The 13,392-nt window shown below is 62.2% G+C and carries 14 protein-coding genes and 2 tRNA genes; 5 read left to right on the top strand and 11 right to left on the bottom strand.

Going from position 1 to position 13,392, the window contains the following annotated elements; all coding sequences use genetic code 11:
• Positions 1–60 precede the first annotated feature (60 nt).
• The 3 genes from sixA to KHO33_RS08835 form a co-directional block, all read right to left on the bottom strand.
• Entirely contained in the window at positions 61–519 is a 459-nt protein-coding gene (sixA, locus tag KHO33_RS08845) for a phosphohistidine phosphatase SixA (RefSeq protein WP_054036280.1), read from the bottom strand.
• A 191-nt stretch (positions 520–710) separates the two neighbouring features.
• Positions 711–787: transfer RNA gene (locus KHO33_RS08840), tRNA-Pro, on the bottom strand.
• A gap of 96 nt (positions 788–883) precedes the next feature.
• A complete protein-coding gene (locus KHO33_RS08835) occupies positions 884–1,057 on the bottom strand; it encodes a hypothetical protein (RefSeq protein ID WP_172737684.1) in 174 nt (57 codons plus the stop codon).
• 164 nt (positions 1,058–1,221) lie between these two features.
• Between KHO33_RS08835 and KHO33_RS08830 the strand changes: the two genes are divergently transcribed.
• Positions 1,222–1,383: a hypothetical protein gene (locus KHO33_RS08830; RefSeq protein ID WP_200564597.1), complete on the top strand. Its 162-nt coding sequence runs from the start codon at positions 1,222–1,224 to the stop codon at positions 1,381–1,383.
• A 174-nt stretch (positions 1,384–1,557) separates the two neighbouring features.
• On the opposite strand, the gene KHO33_RS08825 is transcribed toward KHO33_RS08830, so the two are convergent.
• Together KHO33_RS08825 and KHO33_RS08820 are read right to left on the bottom strand one after the other, a co-directional pair.
• Positions 1,558–2,916 (bottom strand): MATE family efflux transporter, encoded by a 1,359-nt coding sequence (locus tag KHO33_RS08825; RefSeq protein ID WP_200564596.1) that lies wholly within the window; start codon positions 2,914–2,916, stop codon positions 1,558–1,560.
• Positions 2,917–2,948: 32 nt separating this feature from the next.
• Positions 2,949–3,257 carry a DUF2288 domain-containing protein gene (locus KHO33_RS08820; RefSeq protein WP_054036282.1) on the bottom strand — a complete coding sequence of 103 codons (309 nt, stop codon included), beginning with the start codon at positions 3,255–3,257 and terminating at the stop codon, positions 2,949–2,951.
• A 111-nt stretch (positions 3,258–3,368) separates the two neighbouring features.
• Here KHO33_RS08820 and KHO33_RS08815 point away from each other — a divergent pair, with 111 nt between their 5' ends.
• Positions 3,369–4,097: a pentapeptide repeat-containing protein gene (locus KHO33_RS08815; RefSeq protein WP_200564595.1), complete on the top strand. Its 729-nt coding sequence runs from the start codon at positions 3,369–3,371 to the stop codon at positions 4,095–4,097.
• Positions 4,098–4,848: 751 nt separating this feature from the next.
• Here the strand turns inward: KHO33_RS08815 and KHO33_RS08810 are convergent.
• The 3 genes from KHO33_RS08810 to KHO33_RS08800 form a co-directional block, all read right to left on the bottom strand.
• Positions 4,849–5,175, bottom strand: a complete 327-nt coding sequence (locus KHO33_RS08810) for a hypothetical protein (RefSeq protein ID WP_054036284.1) — start codon at positions 5,173–5,175, stop codon at positions 4,849–4,851.
• A gap of 127 nt (positions 5,176–5,302) precedes the next feature.
• Positions 5,303–6,031, bottom strand: coding sequence for a peptidoglycan DD-metalloendopeptidase family protein (locus KHO33_RS08805; RefSeq protein WP_200564594.1), 729 nt, complete (start codon positions 6,029–6,031; stop codon positions 5,303–5,305).
• Between the two features lie 183 nt (positions 6,032–6,214).
• A complete protein-coding gene (locus KHO33_RS08800; RefSeq protein ID WP_200564593.1) occupies positions 6,215–7,123 on the bottom strand; it encodes an aldose epimerase family protein in 909 nt (302 codons plus the stop codon).
• Between the two features lie 658 nt (positions 7,124–7,781).
• On the opposite strand from KHO33_RS08800, the gene KHO33_RS08795 reads away from it, so the two are divergent.
• Complete coding sequence (locus KHO33_RS08795) at positions 7,782–8,612, top strand: undecaprenyl-diphosphate phosphatase (protein ID WP_054036290.1); 831 nt, start codon at positions 7,782–7,784, stop codon at positions 8,610–8,612.
• A 311-nt stretch (positions 8,613–8,923) separates the two neighbouring features.
• Positions 8,924–8,997 (top strand) — tRNA-Arg (locus tag KHO33_RS08790).
• Positions 8,998–9,055: 58 nt separating this feature from the next.
• Here the strand turns inward: KHO33_RS08790 and KHO33_RS08785 are convergent.
• Both KHO33_RS08785 and KHO33_RS08780 read right to left on the bottom strand, forming a co-directional pair.
• On the bottom strand, positions 9,056–9,439 hold the full coding sequence (locus KHO33_RS08785; protein ID WP_054036292.1) for a DUF427 domain-containing protein: 384 nt from the start codon (positions 9,437–9,439) through the stop codon (positions 9,056–9,058).
• A 244-nt stretch (positions 9,440–9,683) separates the two neighbouring features.
• Positions 9,684–11,264, bottom strand: a complete 1,581-nt coding sequence (locus KHO33_RS08780; protein WP_054036295.1) for an acid phosphatase — start codon at positions 11,262–11,264, stop codon at positions 9,684–9,686.
• A gap of 245 nt (positions 11,265–11,509) precedes the next feature.
• Between KHO33_RS08780 and KHO33_RS08775 the strand changes: the two genes are divergently transcribed.
• Positions 11,510–12,967 carry a cytochrome-c peroxidase gene (locus tag KHO33_RS08775; protein WP_054036298.1) on the top strand — a complete coding sequence of 486 codons (1,458 nt, stop codon included), beginning with the start codon at positions 11,510–11,512 and terminating at the stop codon, positions 12,965–12,967.
• A 56-nt stretch (positions 12,968–13,023) separates the two neighbouring features.
• Here the strand turns inward: KHO33_RS08775 and KHO33_RS08770 are convergent, their stop codons facing one another.
• Entirely contained in the window at positions 13,024–13,263 is a 240-nt protein-coding gene (locus tag KHO33_RS08770; protein WP_054036300.1) for a hypothetical protein, read from the bottom strand.
• Positions 13,264–13,392: the final 129 nt, after the last annotated feature.

Genomic DNA, 13,392 nt, shown 5'->3' with positions numbered 1-13,392 from the left:
GGGCGCAGCTGGGCCTCTCTGAGAACCGGGTTGCGTGACCTGATCAGTTCAGCCCAGCGCTCAGATCAGATCGGGGCTCATCGCCGCGCGCAGCACGGCCTGGTCGTCGCCGTCGCGCTCGCGGCTTTCGATCCACCACAGACCGGCTTTCTTCAGGGGCCAACTCGCTCCGCTGTTGCCGAGCAAACGTGCCGCAACGTGGCCGAGCGTCGGTTGATGGCCGACGATCACGACGGTCGGTGCGATGCCTTTTGACCAGCCTGCGGCCTCGAGCACGTCGTCTGCGCTGGCGTTAGGCGCGAGTTCGCGCACCACGCGATACTGGTCGCTCAACGTTTCTGCGGTCTGGATGGTGCGCACCGCAGGACTCGCGAGGACCACGGCGTCGTCGGGCAGGCGGGTGCGCAGCCATTTGGCGACGTTTTGCGCCTGTTTGCGGCCCCGCGTGGTGAGCGCGCGGGCGAGATCGCTAGCGGCGAAATCTTCGGCTTCGGCGTGACGCCAGAGGATCAGATTCATGTGTGTCTCCTTGACTCTGGTTGCGGCGTGGGTAACGGCGCCGGGTTTTCAATCACTGTCGCATGCGGGCTTGTGAGGGCGCAAGGCGGTGGCACGTGCCGAACGGTCACATCAGTTCGCATGAGGCCTTGGCGCCCAAAAAGCAAAAACCCGCGAAGCCGAAGGCTACGCGGGTTTCGTATTGCTTTTCGTGGTCGGAGCGAAAGGATTCGAACCTTCGACCCTCTGATCCCAAATCAGATGCGCTACCAGGCTGCGCTACGCTCCGACGAATCCGAGATTCTACGTGGCATTGGGTGCCAGAGTCAATCACGAATTGCGTCGGGGTGAAAAAAGTGTCGGTGTGGCGCGCCGGTTTGTCCGTTCAATGCCGGCGACGCATCCAGTGCGGCATGTGCTGGTGCGTGACCCAGTGATGCAGCATGCCTTCGCCGTCGTGTTCGCGCCGGTAGGTTCTCGATTCGAAAATCGACAGAGCGAGCAGCACGAGCAGGCCTATTGCAAGTCCGACCAGACCTGCGATCGATTCAGCGTCCATGGCAGTCTCCTATGACACGCAGCCGTGCCTCTATAGTAGGACACGCGTAACAAAATGGCAGGGGGTAGCAGGGTGACGCGGCCCGCCGCGACATCGTCGAATGCGAATTGCAGGTAGACTCTCGGCGCTTCGTTGCCGTTATTGTCATTCTGTTTCGAGAGTCTATGAACCGCGTTTTGTTGATTGTGTTGATGCTGGCTGCCGGACTCGCCGGCTGTGCCAACGAACCTTCCGGCCACCATGGCGGCCCGCCGCCGAAAGATCCTGTCGACTACCACGGTGTGCCTACCGACGACCGTCCGCCCGTCATGGCGCCCGCGCCCTGAGCGCTTGCCGTGAACGAAAGCGAAGCACCGGCGCGGGCACGCCGGCGCTTCTGACCCGCGCAGATAATTCGCGCGGACGGCGCGGGCTGCAATTATTCTAGGGCGAGCTGCACGCGGGATATGTGTGCGCTTGTTTCAAGCCGTAACCGTGTGCGGCGTATGCGGCGTTGTCGTTCAGACCGCCGCCCTCGCCATGCCTCGCACGACGCCTGGCAAAAAGCGCGCGAGCGTGACGCCGCGCGCGGCCATGAAGATCAGCATCGCGGCCCACAAGCCGTGATTGCCATACAGCGCCAGCAAGGCCCACGAGGCTGCCACGAACACCGCGAACGAGACCACCATCGACGTCATCAGCTCATGCGTGCGAGTGGCGCCAATAAACACGCCGTCGAGCAGAAAGCCCCACACTGAGATCACCGGTAAGAGCGCGGCCCATGGCAGATAAGTCTCGGCCGTGGCACGCACGACAGCCTGATTGGTCAGACCTTCGATGATCCATGAGCCCGCGCCCCAATACACCAGCGAGAAGCCCAGCGCACCGAGCGCGGACCATAGCGCCGTCACCTTGATGGCCTGCGCGAAAGCGTGCCGGTCGCGCGCACCAATCGCCGCGCCGACCAGCGCTTCTGCCGCGTGAGCGAAGCCGTCGAGTCCATAAGCCATGAAGGTCTGAAAATTGAGCAGCAGCGCGTTGGCGGCCAGCGTGGCGTCACCTTGCTTCGCGCCGAGATGCGCGAACCAGCCGAACGACGACAGCAGACAGAGTGTGCGCACGAAGATATCGCGATTCAGCACCACGAGACGCTTGAGCGCGGCGGCGTCGAAGAGGGCGGCGCGGTTTAGCGCAGGCAAGCCGCGCGGCCGGCCGTGCCACAGCAACGCGGCGCCGAGCACGAAGCCGAGTGCGTCGGCGGTGGCCGTGGCCGCGCCGATGCCGGCCACGCCCCAATCGAACACATACACGTATAACAGTACCGCGGCGATGTTCACGCTGTTGATGAAAACTTGCGACAGCAGCGCAAGCCGCACCTGTTGCGTACCGAGCAGCCAGCCGAGCACCACGTAGTTGCCGAGCGCGAGCGGTGCGGCCCAGATGCGCGCGTGGCAGTAGATCTGCGCGTGGTGCTGCACCGCGTCGCTGCCGCCGATCACGCGCAATGCGTAATCGATCAACGGCGCTTGCAACAGAAGCACCGCGGCGCCGATCGCCGCCGCCAGCAACAACGCGCGTACGACGTTGTTGCTCAGTTCAGCCTGATCCCTGGCGCCGTGCGCTTGCGCGACGAGGCCCGTGGTGCCCATGCGCAGGAAGCCGAAGCCCCAGAACACGAAGTTGAAGAACAGGCCGCCGAGCGCGACGCCGCCGAGATAGGACGCGCCGTCCAGATGGCCGGCGACGGCGGTGTCGACTGCGCCGAGAATCGGCTGGGTGAGATTGGCTAGGACGATTGGAAACGCCAGCGTCAGCACCCGGCGGTGCCAGTGCACCGGGACGGCGGGAGCCGCCACGCTTGCTGTCTCGCCATTCCCCAAGGGAGCTTCCTTTGGGGCGTGCGCGGGGTCGCTCAATTACGTTCCTGCACGCACACCCATGGCGAGACGACCACTGCCCAGAGGTCGGGATCGCGCTCGGCGAAATCGGCTGCGGTTTCCGCCTGCACGCGTTCGACGAGGCCGGAAGACAGCCATTGCGTGACCTGCGTGGTGTCGTCGCTGGCGATGGCTTCGGCGACGCTCACCAGATCGAGGTCGCGTGCGACGCGCAGCAGCATGCCGCGCGCGAAAAAGCGTTCGAGTTCGGTCCAGCCGATTTTGGCGGTTTCGGCGAGCAACTGGGCGTACAGCGGGCTATGAGTGGCGTCGTTTGAAGTCATCGTAAGCGGGTTCTGACGGGGCCGTTACTATAAACCATCGGCGCGGATCGCCAGGGCGGCGCGCGTTCCGGTACGCTTGAGGTCTTTCGGCAAAATTCATTCTGAACCTTCATGTCACTGGATTCAACGGCGCGCGCTGTGGGCGCGCAGGCTCACGTAGTGGCCGACGCCACACTCACGCGCACCGACGTGGAGCGCCTCATCGCTACGAGCTTGGTGGGCAATAGAGAGCCGCTCCATTTCACCGACTGCGATTTCGAAGGCGCCGATCTGTCGCGACTCGATTTGCGCGGCGCTGAGTTTCATCGCTGCACGATCGTCGAGACGTCGTTCTTCGGCGCGACGCTGTCGCACACGCGCTGGGTTCGTTGCCGCGGCCGCCAGGCGGATTTCGCGTCGGCGGATCTGGTCGACGCGGCGTTCCAGTCGAGCGATCTGAACAACACCAGTTGGCGGCGCACCAAGCTTGCCTCGGCGTCGTTCCACAGCTGCAAGCTGACGGGTGCCAATTTCGAAGCCTGTACGGCTCTTGGGTTGAGCTTCGTCGAGACCTTGCTGGTGGGCGCTCATTTGCGCGGCCTGTCGTTTCGCAAGGCCACCCTCCAGCAGCTCGATTTCTCCGACGCCGATCTGGCCGGCGTCGATTTCCGCGAAGCGATCTTCGACGGCGGCAGTCTGAAGGATGCTCATCTGAAAGGCGCGCGTTTTGACGGCGCGGACCTGCGCGAGGCGGATCTGAGCGGCGTGCGGCTGGTCGATGCGGCGCTCTTCAAGGGCGCGACGATTTCGCATCAGCAGGCGGCGGTGCTTGTGACCGAACTGGGCCTGCGAGTCATGTGATTGCGCTGCAAGCTGGCCGATTTTAGCCATTCGGCCAGCTTGAACGAACCAAGGCCTGTGCTTATCATCTAATTCATCGAGTCAATAACTGCGGTCGATTTTCAAGCTCGCAATTTGTCAGCGGATTTGAAGATTTTTAATGTATTCGCTATTTGCGAATTTGTTATGAAGAAGCGCGATTGCTTATTCGTGCCGCTCGATAATCGCTAATGCATCTGTATGGTGCGTTGGCGCACCAAAGGTTCGCAATACATAAAGCGTCCGGATCATGCTGGGCGGGGCTGACGGGAATCGCCCAGCGGGCTTTCATCAGGCTTTTTCTGCGTGCGCGGGTAGGTGGTTGATTTATAAGGCTTGGTGAGCCACGCACGCGACTTTAACTTGCCGCTTTTATGAGGTTTCATACGGGGCAGACAAGGCCATTTATCTCGCTTATTTCCGACATTTTCTCTTCACGTAATGCGGAATCCGTACGCCGCATCACATTGCTCATGCAATTAATCGATTGCGCTTGTAAAAGGGGGTTGTTAGATTTCCTTCTGGCGCATGGTGAACCGGTCCTTTGCCGATATGCGCCGAACCCCCGTTAGCCCGGCCTCGTGCCGGGCTTTTTTTTGGGGCCGATTGCGCTCGGCGCGCTGTTCGCGTTCGTCGTACGCATTCGCCGCACGCGTCGATCTGCGCTCTGGCTGCCGGCGCCGCCAGCTCGAGCAGCCTTGGCGCCTGCGTTATTGCGTTGCCAGTTTGCCTTTTACTGCTTGCAGCGAACCACCATCGACCGGTTCTTGACGTTCGCACCGAAAATTCCGCCAACCGAGCCGCCCGAGGTTGCGCCGTTGTCGACGTCCTTCGAAACGACGTCGTAGCCGTAATTGCCGCAGACCTCGCCCGCGCGTTTGTAGCATTCGGCCCAACTGGAGCTCGCGTCACTGCCGCTGCAGTTGATTGCAAAGCCAGTATCGCCGCTTGGCAGGTAAGTCATGGTGGTGGTGCTGGAACAGCCGCCGAGGCTGCCGAGCGTCAGCAGGCCGAGGCCGATCGCCGCAGCTGTTGTTATGGACGCAAGAGCGCTCTTCATTGCAGGTTCCTTACAGATGACAGGGGAAGACGCGGCGCGAAGCCGCGTCATGCATAGGATTGGGCGCTTTCTAGCACGCGCGGTTCCCTTAACTGCTGTTGCAGGGCGCATGCCTGAGGCCGGGCGGCTAGCGCGCCGGCAGCGCCCGCGACGGGTCGATCGAGCGGCCCTGATAGCGCAGTTCGAAGTGCAGCATGACACGGTCGGTGTCAGTGTCGCCCATTTCGGCGATCTTATCGCCGCGGGAGACCGACTGGCCTTCCTTCACCAGCAGCACGCGGTTGTGCGCGTAGGCAGTCAGATAGTCGGCGTTGTGTTTGAGGATCAGCAGGTTGCCATAGCCGCGCAAGCCGTTACCCGCATAGACCACCGTGCCGGACGCCGCGGCAACCACCGGGGTGCCCGTCGCCGCTGAGATATCGATGCCCTTCGAATTGGAGCCGTCGAAGCGCCGGATCACCGTGCCGTCGGCCGGCCAAATCAGCGAGATCGACGGAGCCGGTGCCGACGACGGCGCGCTATCGGCGGGTGCCGCGCGGGGCGCCGCCGAAGCGCTCGCGCTTCCTGCACCGCTGCTACGCGTTGCACCACCTGCGATGCCACCTGTGGACGCCACATTGCCCGGCGGCGCGACACGCAGCACCTGCCCGACCTCGATGCTGTCCGGGTTGGTCAGGTTGTTCCAGCGCACGATGTTCTGCACCGGTTGCCGGTTGCTGCGCGCGATCTTCGACAGCGTATCGCCCCGTTCGACGCGGTAAAAGCCTGGCCCCACCGGAGCGGACCCGCAGGCGGCAAGCACCGCCAGCAACGACGCGCAGGCGAGCCGTTTCATCATTCTTGTTGTGTTAAGCATTGGACCTCGCAAAGCGCTGCCACGCGCCGATCCCGATCACGCGGCAGGTAGATGCAAAGCGTCCGATTCTAACGGTTTTGCGCTGCAGCATCCGAAAAACGGATGCAGAGGCGGGCGGGCACGGCGGGAACGCGGCGAAAAGCCGCGTAACCCGTCACGTCGAGATGAGCGGAAAACCTGCCATCAGCGCAGCTTGCTGACGTTGATACGCAGTGCGGCTGTCTCGCTTTGCCCTGGTTCGAGCCAGCGCAGTCCCAGGCCGTTGTGGATCGCATCCGGCAAACCCAGCCATGGCTCGACGCAGTAAAAGTCTGACTCAGCGGCTTCGGTCCATGTCGTGACCGCGTACCAAGGCACCGAGTCCGGCCGTTGCAGATCGATCGTGATGACCCGGTTCAGTCCGGGCGCGACGAGGCGCACCGGTTGGTCCGGCGCACCCACGAGGCAATGGAAGCGGTCGAGAATGCGCGCCTCGTCGAGCGTGTAGCGCGCTGCGCCCGGCTCGGTCGCGCTGATCGAGCCGTCGCTCTGCTGGTAGCATCGTTCGGTGGGTGGCAGCTCCAGCGAGGTCTCGGCGCGCTGTGTGTGCGGCAGCGTGAAATAGAAGTGATGGCCGGCGTAGTAGGGCAGGCGCGTGTCGCCGGTATTGGCGGTGCTCAGTGTGACTTCCAGCGTATGTGTATCGACGAGCCGGTACGTCGCCTCGAAACGGAAGCCGAACGGGTAGCCGCCGCGTGTCGCGTCGCTGTCGGCGAGGGTCATGCGCAAACCGGCGCCGTGCACGTCGGCGTGGGCTTCGAAGGGCAGGTCGCGTGCGAAACCATGCATCGGTAATTCGCGCACCGTGCCTTGTGCGTCACGCCAGAAGCCGATCTTGCCGTCGACGCGATGCCGGCCCAGAAACGGAAACAGCAGCGGATTGCCGCCGCGAATCCTGGCCGGCTGGCTCCAGTCGGCGTTCTCGGGCCAGTGAATGACCTCTTCGCCGTCGATAATCCACGACAAAAGACGGCCGCCGGCTTGCGGCGAGAAACGGAGCACGGAGGCGTCCTGGGCGATCTCGAGAATGTCCTGTTGCGGGGAGAGGGGCATGGTCGATGGGCTGGTTGAGAAAAGGGTGGGGGACGTTCAAACGTGAGTTGAGCGCGGCTCGAACGCGGGTTGTGGACGTTCGAACTGCGCCGCATAACCGCTCGCGAAGCAACGATTTTGCGCTGCTTTGCGCTACGGGGAAACCCTTCTCGGGAAATTGCGGGTGTCCGGGAAGCACTATCCTTGTCGATAATCCACTGACTGCCCGGCCAATCAACGACCGGGCGAGATCGGCTCAGGAGGCTTTATGGATCTCGCAATGGCAATGGGTGTGGCGCTGTTCGGCATGTTCGCGGCAAGCACGGTCTACTTTTTCTACAAGCTCGAGCGCTGATCCAGTCATCTGCTTGGCCTTCTGCTGGGCCGTCAATGCGGGCCTGGTACGACGGGTCTAGTACGACGGGCCTGGCACAACTCTCGCGCATCAGTACATTGAATTTTTCATAAACGCAGGGCGGCCACCGGTGGCGCTCTGTTTCTTTGCGGCGACGTAACAACGGTTTCCAGTTGTGACGCAGCGCATCAATATTTCCCCGAATGCGGTTCAAACGCTTGGCGCTGACTTTGCAGCCAGGCATAATCGGTGCGCTTTTGACGCGCCGTCGTTTTCCTTGTGCGGCGCGCTGTTCCCCGACATTTTCCTTACAAGGACCGCCGCGTGAACCTGTCGTTTCTGATTTTCCTGAGCGTGCTGCAAGGCGTCACCGAACTGTTCCCGGTCAGCAGCCTCGGCCACACTTTGCTCGTGCCTGGCCTGTTCGGCATGCATATCGACAAGCACGCGCCGCAATTGCTGCCGTTCCTCGTCGCGTTGCACCTCGGTACGGCGTTCGCGCTGCTGTGGTACTTCCGCAAGCGCTGGTGCGCGCTGGTGCGTGGCTTCTTCGCTTCGTTCGGCGGCCGTCGCAACGACGACGCGCACATGATGTGGGCGCTCATCATCGGCACGATTCCGGCGGGCCTCGTCGGGCTGATTCTTGAGAAACGTCTCGAGCTGATTTTTCACGATCTGCGCATTGTCGCAGTCGCGCTGATCGTGAACGGCGTGCTGCTGTGGTTCGGCGATCGCCTGCAACGTTCGCGCGTGCATCAGGCGCCGGAGAAGCTGACTTTCCGCCAGGCGTTTTTCGTCGGCCTCGCGCAGATCGGCGCGTTGATTCCGGGCTTCTCGCGCAGCGGTCTGACGATGATTGCCGGTAACGCGGCCGGCCTGACGACGGAGAAGGCCGCCGAGTTTTCGTTTCTGCTCGGCACGCCGATCATCTTCGCGGCCGGCGTGCTCGAATTGCCGAAACTGTTCCATGCGCCGGACCAGCTCGCCGATGCCTTGCTCGGCGGCGTGCTGACCGCAATCGCCGCGTATCTCAGCGTGCGTTTCCTGATGCGTTATTTCGAAGGCCGCGGACGTCTGGCTTCGTTCGGCGTGTACTGCGTGATCGCGGGGATTGTGTTCCTCGGCTGGTTCATGCTGCATCCGCAACCGGTCTGATTGCGTTCGGCATGCCCGCTACAGCCCGCCAGATGCTGGCGTGCGACTGGCGGGTAAGAAGCGATCGGTTATAATCCGGGCCCGGCTCAACGCGTCGGGCCCGTTTGTTTTGTGATGCTGTGTGGTGATTGCCGATCAGCGTTGCCGTGTGCCGGATCGGATTTTCACGGTCCCCGGCCCGGTCAGTTAGAATTTCGGTATCCCATGAACCCTGTGGCGGTCATACAGCACAGGTTCCAATGCCCTCTACGGGTTCTCATTGCGGGCGATGCAGGTTGGTCACGTTTGTGTTTGCATCGCCTCACGTCAATACGGCAGTAGCTCAGCTGGATAGAGCATCGGCCTTCTAAGCCGAGGGTGGGGGGTTCGAGTCCCTCCTGCCGTACTTCAAAAGCCTTGCGCCGCGCATCGAAGCCTCACCGCTGCGATGCGCGCGTGGCCGTTTACTCCGCCGGTTGCACGTCGATGGAATCGACGCGGTTCGGATAGAACGCCAGATGCTGCGCGATCTCTTTCACGGGCGCGTAGGGCGACTCGTAGGTCCAGACCGCGTTCACTGCCCGCTCGCCGCCAAGCGGAATGCTGTAGTACGCGCAATCGCCTTTGTATGGGCAATACGTCACGTGATCGGTACGTTCCAGCAGCGTCATTTCGACGTCATTGCGCGGGATGTAATACACCGGCGGATACGCCGCCTCGCGCAGCACGAGTGCATTGCGCGTGTCCGCGATCACGCGGCCGGCGACCGTCACCACCACGTGGGCTTTGTCCGGCTCGATTGTGATCGGATGATCGGGACCGGGTACCTTGATGATTTTTTCCGTCATGCTGTCGAACTCCTGAATAGGTGGGCAAGCCTGCAACACGTTGCTATGGGTTTCGAGCCGCCATCGGCGGGAATGATCGAGTCCTGCGTCGAAGCATACGCCGGTCGTGCAAACGCGTTGTGTCGCTGTTTGCGTCGATAACGAGTCGCGTGCGCCATGGGGTGATCCGCGCGACGAAAACAAAAAAGGGCAGCCGAAGCTGCCCCGTCAAATTCCCACCGTCAGGCGGACCGTTGCTAACGGATTACTGCCTGATGTTCAGCGCGGCCGTCAGATCGCCCATCGGCTTGCTGCCATTGCTGACCAGTGCGGCATCACGCGCGGCGATGCCCGGCAGCGTCGGCAGCGAGAAGCGGTGCGTGATGAAACGCAGAATCGACGTCGTGTCGTACTGCGTGTGATCGACGAACCCCTTCTTCGCGAACGGCGAAATGATCAGCGCCGGAATCCGCGTGCCCGGACCCCAACGGTCGGCCTTCGGCGGCGCGACGTGGTCCCAGAAGCCGCCGTTTTCGTCGTAGGTCACGACCACCAGCATGTTGTTCCACTGCGGGCTTTTCTGCAGATGCGAGATCACGTCGGCGATGTGCTGGTCGCCCGAGGCGACGTCGGTGTAACCCGCGTGCTCGTTCAGGTTGCCCTGCGGCTTGTAGAACGACACTTGCGGCAGCGTGCCGGCGTCGATCGCCTTGATGAACTCGGAGCCTGCCAGACCGCCGTCGAGCAAATGCTGCGAACGGTTCGCTGAGCCCGGTGCGAGATCGGCGAAGTAGTTGAACGGCTGGTGATGCGGCTGGAAGTTCGGCGCCGTCAGGTTCGCGCCGTAGATCACATTCGCCGTGCCGGTTTGCGCCGCTGAGACCGCCGCACCCCACGCGCCGCCGTACCACGCCCACGACACCTTCGCGTTGTTCAGCAGATCGCCGATGTGCTGCTGCGTTTGCGCCGGCAACGTAGTGGCCGCAGTCGGGTCGGCCAGGTTGGCGTCGCCGCCCGAAGCCGCCTTGTTGCCGCTCGGCTGATACGGCGGCTGCATCGTGTTGATCGCGTAGAAGTCAGGCGTCAGGTTGCCCGAGAGTACGAATTTCGGCGGACCGCTCAGCGCCGAAGCCGGCGAGTTGGTCGCAAGCTTTAGCGTGACACCGTCGCTTTCGACTGACGAGATCGAGGCGGCTGCCGGGCTCTTGTCCGCATTCGGATAGGTCGGCGTGCACGCGCAGACCAGCCACTGGTGATTCAGGAACGAGCCGCCGAACGCGCCCATGAAGAAGTTATCTGCCAGTGTGTATTGCTGGGCGATCTTCCACAATGGCAGCTTGTCGGCGTTGGGCGTGTAGTGACCCATGACGAGGCCGCCGGAATCCGCCCACGCGGCGAACTTGTCGTTCTTGCCGCCATTGATCTGCATCTGGTTTTCATAGAAGCGGTGATACAGATCGCGCGTCGTGGCGGTGATCGGCGTGTTGAAACCATTCGGGTCGTCGATGGCGAACGGGCTGTTCGGCAGGTTGGCCGTCATCGCTTGCGTCACGACCGGCGTCACGCCGGTTTGCGTCAGACCGTTCCACACTTGCGGCAGCGTCGCGAGCGCCGTGCCGTTGCGGTCCAACTGTGTGGCGCTCGCCGCCGTCACGTTCTGCAGACCGTTAGCACCGGGGAAGTTGCCGTACAGATTGTCGAAGCTGCGATTCTCCGCGTAGATCACCACGACCGTCTTGATCGACGTGATGTCCGGTGGCGCGGTGACATTGTCGCCGCCGCACGCATACAGACTCAACGCTGCCGCGATCGCGATAGGCGCCGCGCAGATCAGTTTCTTGTTCATTTGGTATGTGTTCTCTCTCTCGCGTTGGGGACGGGCCGCGTGCATTGCTTACACGGATGGCCGCGAGCGAAAGTTTGAACAAGGAATTTGACAGAAACATGTAACTAATTACGAATAGCTTTGGTTTCGATATTTCCGTCGGCTGTATGTCATTTAAACGACATGTCGATGAAATACGCTCGCGGACTTCAATATCGCAAACTCACATCATTCATATGCGGCCTGGTCTCGCGGGGATTCGAAAAATGACGGTTCGGCCGCTGGCGCGGCGGCGCATAGGGGCGGCAGGCATTGGCTCGATGCTGGCGATTGCGCTTGCGGCTATGACCGTGACGCTGGCGGCGTGCGACGCAGGCTCGCAGACAGCGGGGGCGAAGTCCGACGGGAGCGGCAACGCGCAAGTGAGTGCCGACGTGAATACGAACGCCAACGGCAATGCCAATGCCAATACAGGCGTCGGGACCCAGGCGAGTGCTTCGCTGGCCTCTACGTCTACGGCGGCCTCTTCCGTGAAGGTGGCGGCGCATGAAGCCGGTCAGACCCGCGCACAAGTCTACGAATCCGTGCGGCAGATGACGGCCCTCGGCAAGCAACTGTTCTTTGACGCGTCGCTATCCGGCTCGGGCAAGCTGGCCTGCGCGTCGTGCCATAGCCCCGATCACGGCTTTTCGCCGGCGAACTCGCTGTCGGTACAACTGGGTGGCAACGACATGCACCGCACCGGCATGCGCGCCGCGCCGACGCTCAAGTACCTGCAATCGGTGCCGGCGTTCGCCGAGCACTATCACGAGTCGGACGACGAAGGCGATGAGAGCGTGGATGCCGGGCCGACTGGCGGCTTGACGTGGGACGGGCGGGTCGACCGCGGCTCGGACCAGGCGCGTATTCCGCTGCTGTCGTCGTTCGAAATGGGCAGCACACCGGCGAAGGTCACGGCGGCGGTGAAGGCCGCGCCGTATGCGGCGGTTTTCCGCACGGCATTCGGCGCGCATATTTTCGATAGCGACGAAGCCACTTTCAACGCCGTGCTGCAAGCGCTGGAAACCTTCGAACAGGCGCCGGAGATTTTCTACCCGTACACCAGCAAGTACGACGCGTATCTGGCGGGCAAAACGCAACTGACCAAGGCCGAACTACACGGTCTGGAAGTCTTCAACGACGAAAAGAAGGGCAATTGCGCGAGCTGCCATATCAGCCAGCGCACCATGGACGGTGCGCCGCCGCAGTTTAGCGACTTCGGTCTGATTGCGATCGGCGTGCCGCGCAACCGTGCGCTGCAGGTGAATCGCGATCCGCATTTCTACGACCTCGGCGCATGCGGGCCGGAGCGTACCGACCTGAAGGGCCGCGCCGAGTTCTGCGGCATCTTCCGCACGCCGACGCTGCGCAACGTCGCGTTGAAGAAGAGTTTCTTCCACAACGGCATCTATCATTCGCTGGATCAGGCAGTGCGTTTTTATGCGCAACGCGACACAAACCCGGAAAAGTTTTATCCGGTCGTGAAGGGCAAAGTGCAGAAGTTCGACGATCTGCCGCAGCGTTACTGGACCAACCTGAATACCGATCCGCCGTTCGATCGCAAGCCGGGTGACAAGCCGGTGCTCGACGAGGCTGAAATCAAGGACGTGGTGGCGTTTTTGAACACGCTCACGGATGGATATAAGGCGGGAGATAAGGCGGGAAATCAAGCAGCCGCGAATTGATCGCCGGGCGATGGGTACGCGGCCGGTTGGGGCGGCATATGACGCCGCTAGCATGGTTAGTGGCCTGCGCCGGCAATGATGTAATAACAGCCGACCAGCAGAAGCGCGAACGACATGAGGACGCAGGCAATGCCGGCGCGTGTCAGCAGATTCGGCCAGCGTGCGCGAGGCAGGCTGTCCATTTGCACGATGCGCCGCGCGAGACCGGGATCGTGGCCGATGGCGAACGGCACCAGCGCGACGCAAAAGAGAGCGAGCGCGACGGTGAAGGTTTCGAGAGCAGACGAGATGTCCATAGGGCGGCGGTGGAAGCTTGACCTTGCCCCTGTTTAGCGAATCCCATAGCTGAGAGATTTATGCGGCTCGTCCCTGTTGAGCGGCGAACCAGTTTTTCTCGAACGTCATGGGGCTGACGTAGTCGAGCG

The organism is Paraburkholderia nemoris, from assembly GCF_905221015.1.
Taxonomy (GTDB): Bacteria; Pseudomonadota; Gammaproteobacteria; order Burkholderiales; family Burkholderiaceae; genus Paraburkholderia; species Paraburkholderia nemoris.
Note: the sequence above shows the minus strand (reverse complement) of the source record. Positions and strands in the feature narration are given on the sequence as shown.

Coding starts and splice junctions, on each gene's coding strand:
- sixA (WP_054036280.1), bottom strand. CDS start 519: ATGAATCTGATCCTCTGGCGTCACGCCGAAGCCGAAGATTTCGCCGCT.
- KHO33_RS08835 (WP_172737684.1), bottom strand. CDS start 1,057: ATGGACGCTGAATCGATCGCAGGTCTGGTCGGACTTGCAATAGGCCTG.
- KHO33_RS08830 (WP_200564597.1), top strand. CDS start 1,222: ATGAACCGCGTTTTGTTGATTGTGTTGATGCTGGCTGCCGGACTCGCC.
- KHO33_RS08820 (WP_054036282.1), bottom strand. CDS start 3,257: ATGACTTCAAACGACGCCACTCATAGCCCGCTGTACGCCCAGTTGCTC.
- KHO33_RS08815 (WP_200564595.1), top strand. CDS start 3,369: ATGTCACTGGATTCAACGGCGCGCGCTGTGGGCGCGCAGGCTCACGTA.
- KHO33_RS08810 (WP_054036284.1), bottom strand. CDS start 5,175: ATGAAGAGCGCTCTTGCGTCCATAACAACAGCTGCGGCGATCGGCCTC.
- KHO33_RS08805 (WP_200564594.1), bottom strand. CDS start 6,031: ATGCTTAACACAACAAGAATGATGAAACGGCTCGCCTGCGCGTCGTTG.
- KHO33_RS08800 (WP_200564593.1), bottom strand. CDS start 7,123: ATGCCCCTCTCCCCGCAACAGGACATTCTCGAGATCGCCCAGGACGCC.
- KHO33_RS08785 (WP_054036292.1), bottom strand. CDS start 9,439: ATGACGGAAAAAATCATCAAGGTACCCGGTCCCGATCATCCGATCACA.
- KHO33_RS08780 (WP_054036295.1), bottom strand. CDS start 11,264: ATGAACAAGAAACTGATCTGCGCGGCGCCTATCGCGATCGCGGCAGCG.
- KHO33_RS08775 (WP_054036298.1), top strand. CDS start 11,510: ATGACGGTTCGGCCGCTGGCGCGGCGGCGCATAGGGGCGGCAGGCATT.
- KHO33_RS08770 (WP_054036300.1), bottom strand. CDS start 13,263: ATGGACATCTCGTCTGCTCTCGAAACCTTCACCGTCGCGCTCGCTCTC.